The organism is Actinomadura nitritigenes (assembly GCF_017573545.1).
Taxonomy (GTDB): Bacteria; Actinomycetota; Actinomycetes; order Streptosporangiales; family Streptosporangiaceae; genus Spirillospora; species Spirillospora nitritigenes.
In genome coordinates this window covers 1-14,310 of the sequence record NZ_JAGEOK010000013.1, presented here as the reverse complement: position 1 = coordinate 14,310, position 14,310 = coordinate 1, and the positions used below count along the sequence as shown (strand labels likewise).

Below are 14,310 nucleotides of genomic sequence, written 5' to 3'. Positions count from 1 at the left end.
CTGTGCGGGAGCTGGACGGCTTCTCTGCCGAGGCCAGGACTGAGGTCGTCCAGGTCCTGCACGCTGCTCTGAGGACGGCCCAGGGGAAGCGGAGCCGCTTCGGTGGTGTGCCGCTCCGGTGGGTCGTCCTGGACGGCTCGACGACGAGCGTGCAGTCCGGGGGGCGTAGGTCGGGGTCGGGACGGAGCCTCCACGACCAGGCCAATGGCCAGGGCCAGGTGCGAGTGCAGAAGCCCACGCATGAGGACCTTGCCGTGGACTGGGACCGCCTCAGGGGCGAGGACTCGTTCTGGCCTGCCGTTCGCGCGAAGGCTCGGGCGTGTCGTTGCGCCGCCCTGGTCTACGGGGATGCGCTGCCGTCCCGGACCTGGGGTGGACTCGGCGTCCTCGTAGGGCTCTTCTACCGTGAACTGCCGCGCCTGGACCGGGAGGTCCGCGTGCTTGTGGAGCACCGGACGGGTGAGCGGGCCTCTTTCCGCTTCCCGATCAGGTACCGCCGGTTTCCGTTCCGGCGGCTGGTGTACGTCGACGACGTCCGGGCTCTTCTTCGCCGCGCCTCGGAGGGCTGAGCGGCCGCCTACCCGGAACTAGGCATTGACAAGTTCGTGCTCGGAGGTGAAGCTGTACCCGAATCTAGACAGTGACAAGTTCGCGGGTCGCGAAGTGGCGGGCGCGAGGCGACGGAGATGACCATGACGCATGACCTGAGCACCGTTCGGCAGATGTGGCAGCTGCTCGAGCCCGTCCATGCCGTCCTGTACTACGCGCCTGAGGCTTCCGAAGAGGCTGCGGCCTTGGGGTATGCCGTCGACGAGCGCTGGCCGGGCTACTTCCCGTACCGGGCCGCTCCTCTGGGGGCGGTGGACGCGCGTACGGTGAGCGAGCTCTTCTACAGCTTCAACCCGGAGATGGTGGAGCGGTACATGGCGCCGGCCTGGCGGACGGCGACGCCCGAGCAGGTTCTCGCCGCACGCCGTACCGCCATGGACCGGGTGCTGCGCAGGATCCTGGGCGACCGGATCGGTTCGGCCGAACTGCGGCAAGCCGCCCGGACGGTGCGTCGAGTCGCCGAGGCTGCGGACGTGACGGACCGTCCGATGGCCGCCGCCAACGCCGCACTGCCGTGGCCTGAGGAGCCGCACATGGTCCTGTGGCAGGCTGCCACCGTCCTGCGCGAGCACCGCGGTGACGGGCACATAGCGGCGCTCCGGGCTCACGGCATCGGTCCCGCCGAGGCGCTGGTCTCGCACGCCGCCGTGGGAGCCGCTCCCGCCGAGGTGTTCGCCAGCCGGCAGTGGACGGACGACCAGTGGAACGCCGCCCGCGACCGTCTCGCCGCTCGCGGCCTGGTGCGGGCGGGCGAGGGGGCGACGGGGCGCGCCGGTGAAGTGAGCGCTGCGGCGGTCAGCGCCACCGAGGAGGGCGTTCGGGTTCGCGCGGCGGTCGAGAAGCGCACCGACGAACTCGCCGCCGGCCCGTGGGACCTGCTCACGTCCGGCGAGGTGAAGGAACTGGCGGATGTGCTGATGCCCGTGGTTCTCGACATCGTCGGCACCGGACTCCTCCCCATGCAGAGCACCCTCGGCATCGGCATGACCTACGACCATTAGGGCCGCCGCGCGTGCGCGTCCTGGCCTTTCGGTGCCCGGAAGGGGGGTCTTGACCCTGGTCAGGGCCGGTGGAAGCGTGGAAGTGATGACGAGAGGGGGAATCGTCATGATGGAGATCAAGAGCATCGAGAAGCCGGACGAGCGGCGCGACTTCCCCAGGGGGCACCTGGAGGTCGTGAACATGTCCGGGCTGGTGTTCGGCAAGGCGACGTTCGAGCCGGGTTGGCGCTGGACGGAGTCCGTCCGGGACATCGCCGGCACCGAGCTCTGCGAGGTGCACCACAACGGCTACGTCGTCGAAGGGCGCATGCGGGTGCGCACGGGGGACGGCGCCGAGCAGGAAGTCGGGCCCGGCGACGTGTTCGTGCTCTCGCCCGGTCATGACGCGTGGGTCGTCGGGGACGAGCCGTGCATCATGTTCGACTTCGCCGGGAACATCGGCGACTACGCGAAGGCCGACTGAGCGACCCGGGTGTCGGCAAGAGTCGCCGAGGTCCGCGGGGTGCCGCGGGCAGTAGATTCTAAAGATGGACGATCGGCCGACTCTTGACGACATCCGGCGGGCACCGAAGGTGCTGCTGCACGACCACCTCGACGGTGGCGTCCGGCCCGCGACCATCGTGGACCTGGCGCGGGACGGCGGGTACGAGGCGCTGCCCACCACCGACCCGGAGAACCTCCGGGCGTGGTTCGAGGAGGCGTCCAACTCCGGGTCGCTGGAACGGTACCTGGAGACGTTCTCGCACACCGTCGGGGTGATGCAGTCCGTCGAGGCGCTGACGAGGGTCGCGTACGAGTGCGGCGAGGACCTGGCGGCCGACGGGGTCGTGTACGCGGAGGTCCGGTACGCGCCGGAGCAGCATCTCAGCGGCGGGCTGACGCTGGAGCAGGTCGTCGAGGCGGTGCTGGACGGGTTCGCGAAGGCCCGGCGTGACTTCGGGATCCGGGTCGGGACGCTGGTCACGGCGATGCGGCACCAGGCGCGGTCCATGGAGATCGCGGAGCTGGCCGTCCGGTACCGGGACCTCGGGGTGGTGGGGTTCGACATCGCGGGCGCGGAGGCGGGCTACCCGCCCACCCGGCACCTGGACGCGTTCGAGTACCTCCAGCGGGAGAACGCGCACTTCACCATCCACGCGGGAGAGGGGTTCGGGCTGCCGTCGATCTGGCAGGCGATCCAGTGGTGCGGCGCGGACCGGCTCGGCCACGGGGTGCGGATCATCGACGACATCGAGGTGGACGGGGGCGAGGCGCGGCTCGGGCGGCTCGCCGGGTACGTGCGGGACAAGCGGATCCCGCTGGAGATGTGCCCGACGTCGAACATCCAGACCGGCGCCGCGAAGTCGATCGAGGAGCACCCGATCGGGCTGCTGCGGAGCCTGAGCTTCCGGGTGACGGTGAACACCGACAACCGGCTGATGAGCGGGACGACGCTGTCGCGGGAGTTCGCGAAGCTGCGGGACGCGTTCGGGTACGGGTGGGACGATCTCCAGTGGTTCACGGTGAACGCGATGAAGTCGGCGTTCGTGCCGTTCAACGAGCGGCTGGAACTGATCAACGGGGTGATCAAGCCCGGATTCGCGCAGCTCAAGTGGAGCGGCGCGCGGCCCCTGGCATGATCGGGCCATGCATGAATCGGCTCTGACCATCCGCTCCACCGGCGGGCGCATCGCCGCCTACGTGTGGCTGGTGTTCGCCGCGCTGAACATCATCGACCTGGTGTTCGGCGTCACCGGCGACGCCACGTACTCGCTGACCGCCTTCACGATCGGGGCGCTGCTGCTGCTCGGCTGCGGCATCGCCTACACGGTCGGGCTGCGTCCGGCGATCATCGGGGACGAGGAGGCGGTCACGGTCCGCAACCCGCTGCGGGAGACGCGGGCGCCGTGGCCGGCCGTCCGGGAGATCGTGGGGACGAACGCGGTCACCGTGAAGTTCGACGGGCCGGGCGGGCGGGAGCTGGAGACGCGGGCGTGGGTGCACCAGACGTCGCCGCGCGCGCAGGCGAAGGCGGAGGCGCGGGCGCGCCGGTCGCAGGACAAGACGGCGGCGGTGCTGAAGGGCCGGACGCCGGCGGCGTACGCGGCGCAGCAGCTGAACGAGATCCGGGACCGGCGCCGGTCGAAGGCGAAGTCGGGGGCGCCCGACCGGGCCGCCGAGGCGGAGGCGGAGAAGGACGGCGCGACCGGGACGGTCGGATGGTCGGTCCCCGCCCTCGCGTCGCTGCTGGTCCCGCTGGTGGCACTGGTCGGGCTGCTGGTCGCGGGCGCGGTGAGGTGACCCGGCGCCGGCGCCGCCGGGCCCGCCCGGAAGGGCCGGCCGGCGGGCCGGGCGGCGCGGTCAGGTGAGGGCGAGCGCGGCGGAGACGTCCCTGCGGAGCGCGTCGAGGTCGGCGGCGGCGCGTTCGCGGGCCGCCGCGACGTCGCCGGACACCGGGCGGACGACCTCCAGGTAGCACTTCAGCTTGGGCTCGGTGCCGGACGGCCGGATGACGACGCGGGCGCCGCCGAGGCGGAACCGCAGGCCGTCGGTGGGCGGCAGGCCGTCCACTCCGCCGGACAGGTCGTCGAACGCCTCGACGGCGCGGCCGCCCAGCTCGGCGGGCGGGTCCGCGCGCAGCCGCGCCATCGCGCCGGCGATCAGCGACAGGTCGTCGACCCGCACCGACAGCTGGGACGTGGCGTGCAGCCCGTACCGGCGGGCCTGGTCGTCGAGCAGGTCGAGCAGGGTGCGGCCGGCGCGGCGGGCCTCCGCGGCGAGCGCCGCGACGGCGAGGGCCGCGCCGATGCCGTCCTTGTCGTTGACCAGGACGCCCCGGTCGTCGCCCACGCTGTAGCCGAGGGCCTCCTCGTAGCCGAACACGAGCCGGTCGCCCGGCCCGCCCGCCTTCATGATCCACTTGAAGCCGGTGAGGGACTCGGCCGACCGGACGCCGTGCTCGCGCGCGATCGACCCGAGCAGCGACGACGACACGATCGTGGTCACGACGAGGCGGTCGTCCCCGGCGGTGTGCCGCAGGACGTGCTCGGCGAGCAGCCCGCCGACCTCGTCGCCGGTCAGCGCCCGCCAGCCGCCGGGGCCGGGGACGGCGACGGCGCAGCGGTCCGCGTCGGGATCGTTGGCGATCACCAGGTCGGCGTCCCGGTCGCGGGCGAGCGCGAGGGCCAGGTCGAGCGCCCCCGGCTCCTCGGGGTTCGGGAACGTGACGGTCGGGAAGTCGGGGTCGGGCTCTGCCTGCTCGGGGACGACGACGGGCGCGGGGAACCCGGCCCGCTCGAACGCCGCGAGGAGGACGTCCCGCCCGACGCCGTGCATCGGGGTGTAGACGATCGAGATGTCACGATCCCCGCCGAGGCGCAGGTCCGCGACGGCGTCCAGGTAGAGGCGGGTGTCGTGGTGGACGGTCCAGTCCGAGCCGAGCGGCAGCTCGTCCACGCGGCCGACCGCGTCGATCGCGGCGGAGATCTCCGCGTCCCGCGGCGGGACGATCTGCGCGCCGTCCCCCCAGTACACCTTGTAGCCGTTGTCGCGCGGCGGGTTGTGGCTCGCCGTCACCATGACGCCCGCGACGACGTCGTCGAACGACCTCGTGAAATGGGCCAGGACGGGCGTCGGGACCGGGTCGGCGAACACCTCGGCGCGCAGCCCCGCGCCCGTCAGCACCGCCGCCGTGTCCTGCGCGAACCGCCGCGACCCGTGCCGCGCGTCGAACCCGACGATCACCCGGCCGCCGGCCGGGAGGCATGCGGCGAGGCCCGCCGCCGCCCGCATCACCGTCACCCGGTTCATCCGGTTCGGCCCGGCGCCCAGCTCGCCGCGCAGCCCCGCCGTCCCGAACTCGAGCCGAGCGCCGAACCGGTCCGCGAGGGCCGTGTCGTCGCCCGCGTCCAGGATCGCGCGCAGCTCCGCGCGGGTGCCGGGGTCCGGGTCCTGCGCCAGCCACTCCTCCGCGCACCTGCGAAGATCGCTCATGATCAGAGCTTCGTCAGGACGGTGCCGAGCAGCTCGCCCATCCGGCCCGCCGCCGCGCGGCCCGCCGCGAGGACCTCCTCGTGGTCCAGGGGCTCCCCGGACAGGCCCGCCGCGATGTTGGTGACCAGCGAGATCCCCAGCACGTCCGCGCCGCCCTGCCGGGCCGCGACCGTCTCCAGCACCGTGGACATCCCGACCATGTCGGCGCCCATCGTCCGCAGCATCCGGATCTCCGCCGGCGTCTCGTACGTCGGGCCCCGCAACGCCGCGTAGACGCCCTCCGCCAGCGTCGGATCGGCCTCCTTCGCCAGCGCCCGCAGCCTCGCCGAGTACGCCTCGGTCATGTCCAGGAACGACGGCCCGGTCAGCGGGTTCGCGCCCGACAGGTTCAGGTGGTCGGAGATCAGCACCGGGTCGCCGACCCGCTGGTGCTCCGGCCGCAGGCCGCCCGCCGCGTTCGTCAGCACCACCGTCCCGACGCCCGCCGCCAGCGCCGTCCGGACGCCGTGCACCACCGCGTCCACGCCGCGCCCCTCGTAGAGGTGCGTCCGGCCGAGGAACACCAGCGCCCGGTGCCCGCCGACCTCCACGATCCGGACCCTGCCCGCGTGGCCCTCCACGGCGGGCGCCGCGAACCCCGGCAGCAGCGTGACGGGCAGCTCGTCGTCCGGCGTCCCGAGCGCGTCGGCCGCCGGGACCCAGCCCGACCCCATCACCAGCGCCACGTCGAAGGAATCGATGGAGGTGCGCGTCCGCAGCTCGTCGGCGGCGGCCCGCGCCAGGTCAAAAGCGTCGTTGCTCACATCGCCGACACTACCGCCGGCGTCCGCCGCGCCGTGTCGGCCCGCCCGCGCGGGGAGGCGGGTCAGTCGCCGAGTGACTTGCAGGGCCGGGCGCGCAGGTCCTTGACGTAGTCGTCCGGGGCGCCGGCCGCCTCGGCGGCGTCGGCGAGGATGCCGAGGTAGTGCGCGGACGGCAGGCCGCCCTCGTAGTCGTCCAGGACGTACAGCCAGCACAGCGCGTCGCCGTCCAGCGTCTGCACGCGGACCCGGATCTTGCGGTAGACGCCGAGCGCGGCGCCCTCCCACGCGTCCAGCTCCTTCTCGTCGAAGGCCGGGACGTCGTAGATCACCACGAAGACCTGCTCGAAGTCGTCCTCGACGACGGTCGCGAGGGCCCCGTCGAAGCCCTGGCCGCCGAAGGTCAGCCGCCAGCCGGTCAGCCAGCCGGTGCCGCGCATGGGCGAGTGGGGAGCCCGGCTCGCCATCTGCTCGGGGTCCATGTTGGAGGCGTACGCCGCGTACAGAGCCACGTTGGCCAAGGCTACGCCACACGAGGGCCGGGACCGGCGCGGAGCGGCGATCGCGCCCCCGCGGGTCTTATCACTGGTCCGAGTAGGAAACAATGGGAGATGTGACCCGCATCGTGATCATCGGAGGAGGACCGGGCGGCTACGAGGCCGCACTCGTCGCGGCGCAGCTCGGCGCGGACGTGACCGTCATCGAGCGGGACGGCCCCGGCGGCGCGTGCGTGCTCACCGACTGCGTCCCCTCCAAGACGCTCATCGCCACGTCGACCCGTATGGCGGTCATGTCCGAGTCCGCCGGGCTCGGGCTGCGCTTCAGCGGCGGCCCCGACGGCATCGTCGGCGGCCTCGAGGTCGACATGGCCAACGTGAACAAGCGGGTCAAGGACCTCGCGCGGGCCCAGTCGTTCGACGTCGCGGAACGGCTCGCCTACGAGGAAGTGAAGATCGTCCGGGGCGAGGCGCGGCTGGTGGAGCCGCACGTCGTCGCGGTCGGGGAGCGGCGGATCCGGGCCGACATCGTGCTGATCGCGACCGGCGCGACGCCGCGGGTGCTGCCCGGCGCCGAGCCGGACGGGGAGCGGATCCTCAACTGGCGGCAGCTGTACGACCTGCCGGAGCTGCCCGAGGAGCTGATCGTGGTCGGGTCCGGCGTCACCGGCGCCGAGCTGGCCGGGGCGTACCTGTCGCTGGGGTCGAAGGTCACGCTGGTGTCCTCGCGGGACCGGATCCTGCCGACGGAGGACGCCGACGCCGCGTCCGTGCTGCAGGAGGTGTTCCTGCGGCGCGGGATGAACGTGATGTCGCGGTCGCGGGCCGCGGGCGTCGAACGGTCCGGGAACGGCGTGATCGTCACGCTGGAGGACGGGAGCAAGGTCGAGGGCACGCACTGCCTGATGACGGTCGGGATGGTGCCGAACACCACGGGCATCGGCCTGGAGGAGGTCGGCGTCTCCTGCGACAAGCGCGGGTTCGTGGAGGTCGACAAGGTCTCCCGGACGTCCGTCCCGCACATCTACGCGTCCGGCGACTGCACCGGCATCCTGATGCTGGCGTCGGTGGCGGGGATGCAGGGCCGGATCGCGATGTGGCACGCGCTCGGCGAGGCCGTCCAGCCGCTGAAGCTCGGCTGGGTCGCCTCCAACATCTTCACCGACCCCGAGGTGGCGTCGGTCGGGGTGACGCAGCACATGGTCGACTCCGGCGAGGTCAACGCCCGGACGGTCATGCTGCCGCTGTTCACCAACGCGCGCGCCAAGATGCAGGGCTTCGAGGACGGCTTCGTGAAGCTGTTCTGCCGGCCGTCCACGGGGATCGTGCTGGGCGGCGTGATCGTGGCGCCGCGGGCCAGCGAGCTGATCCTCGGCGTGTCGGTCGCCGTGCAGCAGCACCTGACGGTCGAGCAGGTCGCGCACACGTTCGCGGTGTACCCGTCGCTGTCGGGCAGCATCACCGAGGCGTCCCGCCGCCTGATGTCCGAGCACGCGTACTAGGACGCCCTGACGGCGCCGTGACCGGCCGGTCGGCGGCGCACGGGTCGGCGGCCACCGTCGGCGGGCGCGCGGTCGGCGGCGCGCGGTCAGCGGCGGTCGGGCGAGTGCAGGCCGTGGCGGTGCAGGCGGGACCGCCGCAGGTCCTCGGCGGTGATCGCGACCGTGAGGGTGCTGGCGAGGAACGCCAGCAGCGGGACGGCGGCGCGGATCCACGTCGGGCCGGGCAGCAGCGCCAGCAGCAGGCAGACCGGGACCATCACGTACAGGTGCCTCAGCAGCAGCCGGCCCCGCCAGCCCGCGTCGGTGAGGTCGTGCCGCACCCACTCGCGGTTGCGGGGCGGCAGCCGGAACCCCAGGGCGTACCGGACGCGGCCCAAGGGCCCCGGGTCGCCTGGGATGCGGGTCATGCTCGGGAGACCACCTCAGAAGCCGCCGAAATCGTTGCCGCCCCAGTCTCCGCCGCCGCCGAAGTCGCCGCTGCCGAAGTCCCAGCCGCCGCCGACGTCGCCGCCGTCGCCCCCGAAGCCGCCGTCGCCGCCGCCGAATCCGCCGCCGTCGCCGTAGTAGCCGCCGCCCCAGCCGAAGCCGCCGCCCATCATCGACCCCAGCGCGGTGCCGAGCAGCAGGCCGCTGAGCAGGTCGAAGCCGCCGTAGCCGTAGTAGTAGCCGCCGGCGTAGGGCGCGTAGGCGGGGCCCGCGTCCCAGTACGGCCGCCGGCCGCCCCCGTACGGGACCATCCGGACGTCCGGGTCGTGGCCCTCCATGACGGCCCGGGCGTCCGCCGCGCAGACCGGCACGGACCGCGCCACGCCGCCCGGAGGCGCCCACGTCACGTCCTGGACGGACGGGCCGTGCTGCGGGTTGAAGAAGCACGGCGGGCGCCGCTCGGGCACGGGCTCGCCCGCCAGGCGGGCGCGGGTCGCGGTCATGTAGTACCGGCCGTCCTCGAGCGCGGTGGTGACGGCCTGCATGTCCTGGGGCCTCTGGGCGCGCTCGGTCGCCGTCTTGGCCTTGTCGTAGGAGTTCATGGCGCGCTCGTAGTCGGCGCGGGTCTCCGGATCGAGACCGGGGTCCATGACGTTGAGGTCGAGCCGGGCGATGTCCTCGCCGAGCAGCGTGACGTCCTCCTGGACGCCCTGCTTCAGGTCGGCCATCTGCCGGGCGTGCCGTTCGCGGCGCCGCTTGCGGGCGACCAGGACGACGCTGGTGACGGCCGCCGCGATCAGGACGAGGACGCCGATCACGACGTACCCGACGACCGCGCCGGACCGGGCCTGGTCGTCGACCTTCTTCTCGGCGAGGTTCCCGAACTGGATCAGCCGCTGCTTGAGCGGCGAGCCGTCGGTGCGGGTCACGAGCTGGTTGATCTCGTTGCTGTCGAGCTTCTTGGAGATCCCGCCCATCCGGGTGCCGTCGGCGGTGATCGCGACGTAGGTCTGGCCCTTGCCGACGCGGTTCGCGACGGCCTTCAGCATCTGCCCGACCTGCGGCCCGCTCACGTCGTTGCGGACGACGACGGCGCGGATGTCGGCGTCGTGGTCGCCGTTCAGCGCCGACCTGATCTGCTGCTGGTCGGCCGCCGACAGGTTCGCGCCGGAGTCGCTGGTGACGTACAGCCGCGAGCCGAGCAGGCCCTTGGCGATCTGCCCGACGGTGTCGGCGGGCACGGCCTGGGCCGTCGCCCGCGCGGGCTCGGCCTGCGCGGACGCCGGCAGCGCGGACGCGGAGTGCGCGGAAGCGGAGTGCGCTGACGCGGCGTGCGCGGGTGCGGCGAGGCCGGGGGCCGCGAGGCCCGCCAGCACCGCCACGGCGAGGACCATCGCCGATACCGCGGCGCGGAGTACCGGCCGGACGGTACGGATCTCGGAACTCATGATGTCAGTCTGCCCCCTCATGAGGGCCGACGACCGGGCCGCCGCACGCGTTCCGTAAAAACCGCTTTTAGTGACGAAAACGACACCCCCCTCCGAACCGGGCCGGACGGGGGTGCCGTGGCAGAAGCCGTGCGTCAGTCCTTGATCTCGCAGATGACCGCCCCGGAGGAGACGGTCTGGCCGACCTCGGCGGACAGGCCGCTGATCGTGCCCGCCTTGTGCGCGGTGAGCGGCTGCTCCATCTTCATGGCCTCCAGGACGACGATGGTGTCGCCCGCCGCGACCGTCGCGCCGTCCTCCACGACCGTCTTGACGATCGTGCCCTGCATCGGGCTGACCAGGGAGTCGCCGGACGCCTGGGCGCCGCCGCCCTTCTTGCCGCCGCGCCGCTTGGCGGGCGCGCCCTTGCCGGCCGCGGGCGCCGCGGACGCGCCCAGGCCGGCGGGCAGCACGACCTCGATGCGCCGGCCGCCGACCTCCACGGTGACGCGCTCGCGCTCGCCCGCCTCGGCCTCCTCGCCCGCGGCGGCGGCGTCGAACGGCGGGATCCGGTTGTCGAACTCCGTCTCGATCCAGCGGGTGTGGACGCTGAACGGCGTCTCGTCGTCCGCCGGGACGAACGCCGGGTCGTCCAGCACGACCCGGTGGAACGGCAGCACGGTCGGCATGCCGTCGATCACGAACTCGTCCAGCGCCCGCTTGGCCCGCTCGGCGGCCTGCCGGCGGGTCGCGCCGGTCACGATCAGCTTGGCGATCAGCGAGTCGAACGCCTGCGGGACGGTCTGCCCGGCGACGTAGCCGGAGTCCAGCCGGACGCCGGGGCCGGACGGCGGGTCGAACGCGGTCAGCGTGCCGACCGCGGGGAGGAAGCCGCGCCCCGCGTCCTCGGCGTTCAGCCGGAACTCGAACGAGTGGCCGCGCAGCACCGGGTCGTCGTAGCCGATCTCCTCGCCGTCGGCGACCCGGAACATCTCCCGGACGAGGTCGACGCCCGCGACCTCCTCGGTCACCGGGTGCTCGACCTGCAGCCGGGTGTTGACCTCCAGGAAGGAGATCGTCCCGTCCTGGCCGACGAGGAACTCGCAGGTCCCCGCGCCGACGTAGCCGGCCTCCCTCAGGATGGCCTTGGACGAGGTGTACAGCAGCTCGAGCTGCTCGTCCGACAGGTACGGCGCGGGGGCCTCCTCGACGAGCTTCTGGTGGCGGCGCTGCAGCGAGCAGTCCCGGGTGGACACGACGACGACGTTGCCGTGCTTGTCGGCCAGGCACTGGGTCTCGACGTGCCGCGGCTTGTCCAGGTACCGCTCGACGAAGCACTCGCCGCGGCCGAACGCGCCGACCGCCTCGCGGACCGCCGACTCGTACAGCTCGGCGACCTCCTCCAGCCTGCGGGCGACCTTCAGGCCGCGGCCGCCGCCGCCGAACGCCGCCTTGATCGCGATCGGCAGGCCGTGCTCCTCGGCGAACGCGACGACCTCGTCCGCGCCCGACACCGGGTCCTTGGTGCCGGCGACCAGCGGCGCGCCCACCTTCTGGGCGATGTGCCGGGCCTGCACCTTGTCGCCGAGCGCGGTGATCGCGGCGGGCGGCGGGCCGATCCAGGTGAGCCCCGCGTTCTCGACGGCCGCCGCGAAGTCGGCGTTCTCCGCCAGGAACCCGTAGCCGGGGTGCACGGCGTCCGCACCGGCCTCGGCGGCGACCTTCAGGAGCTTCTCGATGTCCAGGTAGCTGTCCGCCGCGGTCTGGCCGCCCAGGGCGTACGCCTCGTCGGCGACCCGTACGTGCAGCGCCTCCAGATCGGGTTCGGCGTACACCGCGACACTGGCCAGCCCCGCATCGCGACAGGCACGGGCTATACGAACCGCGATCTCACCGCGGTTGGCGATCAGGACCTTGCGCACGTGGGTCTCCTCCCTAAACCTCGCACGCAGTCTAGATAACCGCCGTTCGAGGTTTTCGTAAGGCCCTCCTTATTGCACCGGGAGGCCAGATTTCAGGGCGGATGCCGCTCAGCGGGACCTATCGCGCGAACCCCTGCCACCAGGCGCTCTCGGGCGAAGCCCGCCCCGGGCGCGGCGCGGTCCCCGGGGCGTCCGGGCACGGCGAAGGCCCGCGCCTCGGGGAGGCGCGGGCCTTGGATCGGACGTGCCCGGGGCCGCGCGGGGCGCGTTGGCGGCCCGGCGGGCGCGTCCGGACGTGTCAGCTCCGGTTGTACCGGCGGTTGAACCGCTCGACCGCCCCGGTGGTGTCCAGGACCTGCTGGCGGCCCGTGTAGAACGGGTGGCTCGCGGACGACACGTCCACGTCGACCAGCGGGTAGGTGCGGCCGTCCGTCCACTCGATCGTCCGGTCCGTCTCGGCCGTCGAACGGGTCAGGAAGGCGTAGTCCGCACCGCGGTCGCGGAAGACCACGGGCCGGTACTCCGGGTGGATCCTGTTCCTCATCGTTCCTCCCTGGTTCTCGGCTGTTCACCCCTCCCAACGGGGTGGCAACGGTTTTCATTCCCCCGTTTCCCGAGGATCGCCCGAAGCCCCGCCGCGCCGGTGTATCTTCGCCACTGATCAGCTTCGCCACCGAGCTTCGCCGCTGATCAGCCTCGTCAGCGAGCGGGAACGCATGGGAAGGGGCCGGATGGCTCGCCACTGGACCCGGGCCGGACTCGGGGTGGTCCTGGCCTGCTGCCTCGCGGCGCCGTCGTCCGCCGTCCGGAGCGGCCCGTCCGCCGTGGACGCGGTCACCACCCGGCAGCTCACGGCCGCCGCCGGAACGCTGCTCCAGGGCCGCTCCGAGGCGCTCGTCCAGCGGCACGCGCGCCCGCATCCCGAGGTGCCGACCGAGGTCCTCGGCGTCCGGATCTCCCCGCGCGTCGCCCGCGTCCAGGAGCGGGCCTTCCACGAGCTGGAGAACAGCAACCGCGCCCCCGTCGAGGGCGGCCCCGCCTACACCGGCGCCCGCACCAGCCTGGACGCCCGGCGCGCCGTCCGCACCGGCGACCGGATCACGCTGGACGCCATCGAGCACACCGTCGTCCGCTACCGCACGGGCAAGGTCACCCAGTCGGTCCCGCGCCGGTTCGACTTCCGCCAGCGCGGCGACGACATCGTCCTGGTGGGCGAGCGGGTCCTCGATCCGAAGGCGCAGCCGGTGAACGACCCGGCCCCGAGCTCCCGCTGACGTTCTTTCCGGCATTGCGGGCGTCGTTCCGGAAAGCCCGCGGCGTGGTCGCTCTGAAATGCCCTTGACGGACAGTAATTAAGCCGGTCACGGCATTGCGGAGCGTCGCCGGACGGTGGCGCCGGGCCGCGAAACCTCCACCTGGCGGGGGCCGTGTGGCCACATCCGGTCACAGTCGAACGGCGGGATTACGGGTGTTTCGCCGCCCGATCTCCGATGTGCCGCTGGATTCCCGTGATCGGGGAGGCGTAGGCTGGCGCCATTCTTTCGCAGTGCGGCAGGACCGGAAAACGTTCCAGTTGAAGTCCCGCTCCCGGCGGGCGGCGGATCGGCGACGGAGGGTCGGAGCGATGAGCGGTGACAAGCGCGGCGCCAACCTCGGCGAGCTGGAGGAGCTGTCCCGGATCTTCAGCAAGCACTCCAAGAACCTGGACGCCCTGATCAGGGACCTCAACGGCCGCACGGTCAGCAGCAGCGCCGCCTGGTGGGGCCCCGGCGCCGACCGGTTCCGCAGCGCCTGGGCCGAGGCCAAGACCGCGTTCGACAAGATGGCCCTCGCGCTGGAGCAGGGCAGCCAGGACATCCGCAAGTCCCAGCAGAACATCGAGGCCGCCACGCGCTGACGCCTCGTCACGGACCGCGGGTCCCGGCCCATCCCCCCGAGGCCGGGACCCGCATCATTTCCTCCCTTGCCTGATCCGCCCGGCCCGCCCTCCCGGCGACGGCCGCCGCCTCCGGCACGCGGCCGCTAGTTGTACTCGGTCATGAGGTTGGTGACAGGCGGCTGATGGGTGGGTGACCGCCGAGTGCGGTGTGTGGGCGTTGGGTGTTGTAGTACTCCAGCCAGGGTGCCAGGCGGTGGGTGCGTTGGGTGTTGCTG

16 protein-coding genes are annotated in these 14,310 nt (G+C 72.8%); 8 read left to right on the top strand and 8 right to left on the bottom strand.

Translation table 11 applies throughout. From position 1 onward, the window contains the following. The first annotated feature begins 2 nt into the window (after positions 1–2). From J4557_RS20770 to J4557_RS20750, 5 genes are all read left to right on the top strand, one after another. Positions 3–569, top strand: coding sequence for a hypothetical protein (locus tag J4557_RS20770; protein WP_208268394.1), 567 nt, complete (start codon positions 3–5; stop codon positions 567–569). A 123-nt stretch (positions 570–692) separates the two neighbouring features. After that, positions 693–1,610, top strand: coding sequence for an SCO6745 family protein (locus J4557_RS20765; protein ID WP_208268393.1), 918 nt, complete (start codon positions 693–695; stop codon positions 1,608–1,610). Between the two features lie 85 nt (positions 1,611–1,695). Beyond that, positions 1,696–2,073: a cupin domain-containing protein gene (locus tag J4557_RS20760; RefSeq protein ID WP_243776123.1), complete on the top strand. Its 378-nt coding sequence runs from the start codon at positions 1,696–1,698 to the stop codon at positions 2,071–2,073. A 64-nt stretch (positions 2,074–2,137) separates the two neighbouring features. Beyond that, on the top strand, positions 2,138–3,229 hold the full coding sequence (locus J4557_RS20755; RefSeq protein WP_208268392.1) for an adenosine deaminase: 1,092 nt from the start codon (positions 2,138–2,140) through the stop codon (positions 3,227–3,229). Between the two features lie 7 nt (positions 3,230–3,236). Next, the gene (locus J4557_RS20750) at positions 3,237–3,890 is read left to right on the top strand and encodes a PH domain-containing protein (protein WP_208268391.1); all 654 of its coding nucleotides are present in this window, start codon (positions 3,237–3,239) and stop codon (positions 3,888–3,890) included. A gap of 60 nt (positions 3,891–3,950) precedes the next feature. Here J4557_RS20750 and J4557_RS20745 read toward each other — a convergent pair whose 3' ends face one another. The 3 genes from J4557_RS20745 to J4557_RS20735 all read right to left on the bottom strand — a co-directional run bounded on the left by J4557_RS20745 (position 3,951) and on the right by J4557_RS20735 (position 6,894). Beyond that, the gene (locus J4557_RS20745) at positions 3,951–5,582 is read right to left on the bottom strand and encodes a phospho-sugar mutase (protein ID WP_208268390.1); all 1,632 of its coding nucleotides are present in this window, start codon (positions 5,580–5,582) and stop codon (positions 3,951–3,953) included. A 2-nt stretch (positions 5,583–5,584) separates the two neighbouring features. Then, positions 5,585–6,385, bottom strand: a complete 801-nt coding sequence (locus tag J4557_RS20740) for a purine-nucleoside phosphorylase (protein ID WP_208268389.1) — start codon at positions 6,383–6,385, stop codon at positions 5,585–5,587. Positions 6,386–6,447: 62 nt separating this feature from the next. Then, positions 6,448–6,894, bottom strand: a complete 447-nt coding sequence (locus J4557_RS20735; RefSeq protein WP_208268388.1) for a gamma-glutamylcyclotransferase family protein — start codon at positions 6,892–6,894, stop codon at positions 6,448–6,450. Between the two features lie 101 nt (positions 6,895–6,995). On the opposite strand from J4557_RS20735, the gene J4557_RS20730 reads away from it, so the two are divergent. Next, positions 6,996–8,381, top strand: coding sequence for an NAD(P)H-quinone dehydrogenase (locus J4557_RS20730; RefSeq protein WP_208268387.1), 1,386 nt, complete (start codon positions 6,996–6,998; stop codon positions 8,379–8,381). 86 nt (positions 8,382–8,467) lie between these two features. On the opposite strand, the gene J4557_RS20725 is transcribed toward J4557_RS20730, so the two are convergent. The 4 genes from J4557_RS20725 to J4557_RS20710 all read right to left on the bottom strand — a co-directional run bounded on the left by J4557_RS20725 (position 8,468) and on the right by J4557_RS20710 (position 12,700). Continuing rightward, positions 8,468–8,788, bottom strand: coding sequence for a DUF5313 family protein (locus J4557_RS20725; protein WP_208268386.1), 321 nt, complete (start codon positions 8,786–8,788; stop codon positions 8,468–8,470). A gap of 15 nt (positions 8,789–8,803) precedes the next feature. Beyond that, the gene (locus J4557_RS20720) at positions 8,804–10,255 is read right to left on the bottom strand and encodes a hypothetical protein (protein ID WP_208268385.1); all 1,452 of its coding nucleotides are present in this window, start codon (positions 10,253–10,255) and stop codon (positions 8,804–8,806) included. Positions 10,256–10,389: 134 nt separating this feature from the next. Beyond that, on the bottom strand, positions 10,390–12,156 hold the full coding sequence (locus J4557_RS20715; RefSeq protein ID WP_208268384.1) for an acetyl/propionyl/methylcrotonyl-CoA carboxylase subunit alpha: 1,767 nt from the start codon (positions 12,154–12,156) through the stop codon (positions 10,390–10,392). A 298-nt stretch (positions 12,157–12,454) separates the two neighbouring features. Continuing rightward, positions 12,455–12,700, bottom strand: a complete 246-nt coding sequence (locus tag J4557_RS20710; protein ID WP_151543655.1) for a type B 50S ribosomal protein L31 — start codon at positions 12,698–12,700, stop codon at positions 12,455–12,457. Between the two features lie 187 nt (positions 12,701–12,887). Here J4557_RS20710 and J4557_RS20705 point away from each other — a divergent pair, with 187 nt between their 5' ends. Further along, a complete protein-coding gene (locus tag J4557_RS20705; RefSeq protein ID WP_208268383.1) occupies positions 12,888–13,430 on the top strand; it encodes a hypothetical protein in 543 nt (180 codons plus the stop codon). A gap of 350 nt (positions 13,431–13,780) precedes the next feature. Beyond that, a complete protein-coding gene (locus J4557_RS20700; RefSeq protein WP_151543653.1) occupies positions 13,781–14,053 on the top strand; it encodes a WXG100 family type VII secretion target in 273 nt (90 codons plus the stop codon). A gap of 139 nt (positions 14,054–14,192) precedes the next feature. On the opposite strand, the gene J4557_RS20695 is transcribed toward J4557_RS20700, so the two are convergent. Beyond that, positions 14,193–14,310 (bottom strand): integrase core domain-containing protein (locus J4557_RS20695; protein ID WP_208268587.1); only part of this gene is annotated, 118 nt, incomplete at its 5' end.

Bases quoted from the DNA above. Each gene is read 5' to 3' on its own strand.
- J4557_RS20760 (WP_243776123.1), top strand. From the start codon at position 1,696: ATGACGAGAGGGGGAATCGTCATGATGGAGATCAAGAGCATCGAGAAG.
- J4557_RS20765 (WP_208268393.1), top strand. From the start codon at position 693: ATGACGCATGACCTGAGCACCGTTCGGCAGATGTGGCAGCTGCTCGAG.
- J4557_RS20710 (WP_151543655.1), bottom strand. From the start codon at position 12,700: ATGAGGAACAGGATCCACCCGGAGTACCGGCCCGTGGTCTTCCGCGAC.
- J4557_RS20700 (WP_151543653.1), top strand. From the start codon at position 13,781: ATGAGCGGTGACAAGCGCGGCGCCAACCTCGGCGAGCTGGAGGAGCTG.
- J4557_RS20750 (WP_208268391.1), top strand. From the start codon at position 3,237: ATGCATGAATCGGCTCTGACCATCCGCTCCACCGGCGGGCGCATCGCC.
- J4557_RS20720 (WP_208268385.1), bottom strand. From the start codon at position 10,255: ATGAGTTCCGAGATCCGTACCGTCCGGCCGGTACTCCGCGCCGCGGTA.
- J4557_RS20705 (WP_208268383.1), top strand. From the start codon at position 12,888: ATGGCTCGCCACTGGACCCGGGCCGGACTCGGGGTGGTCCTGGCCTGC.
- J4557_RS20725 (WP_208268386.1), bottom strand. From the start codon at position 8,788: ATGACCCGCATCCCAGGCGACCCGGGGCCCTTGGGCCGCGTCCGGTAC.
- J4557_RS20745 (WP_208268390.1), bottom strand. From the start codon at position 5,582: ATGAGCGATCTTCGCAGGTGCGCGGAGGAGTGGCTGGCGCAGGACCCG.
- J4557_RS20755 (WP_208268392.1), top strand. From the start codon at position 2,138: ATGGACGATCGGCCGACTCTTGACGACATCCGGCGGGCACCGAAGGTG.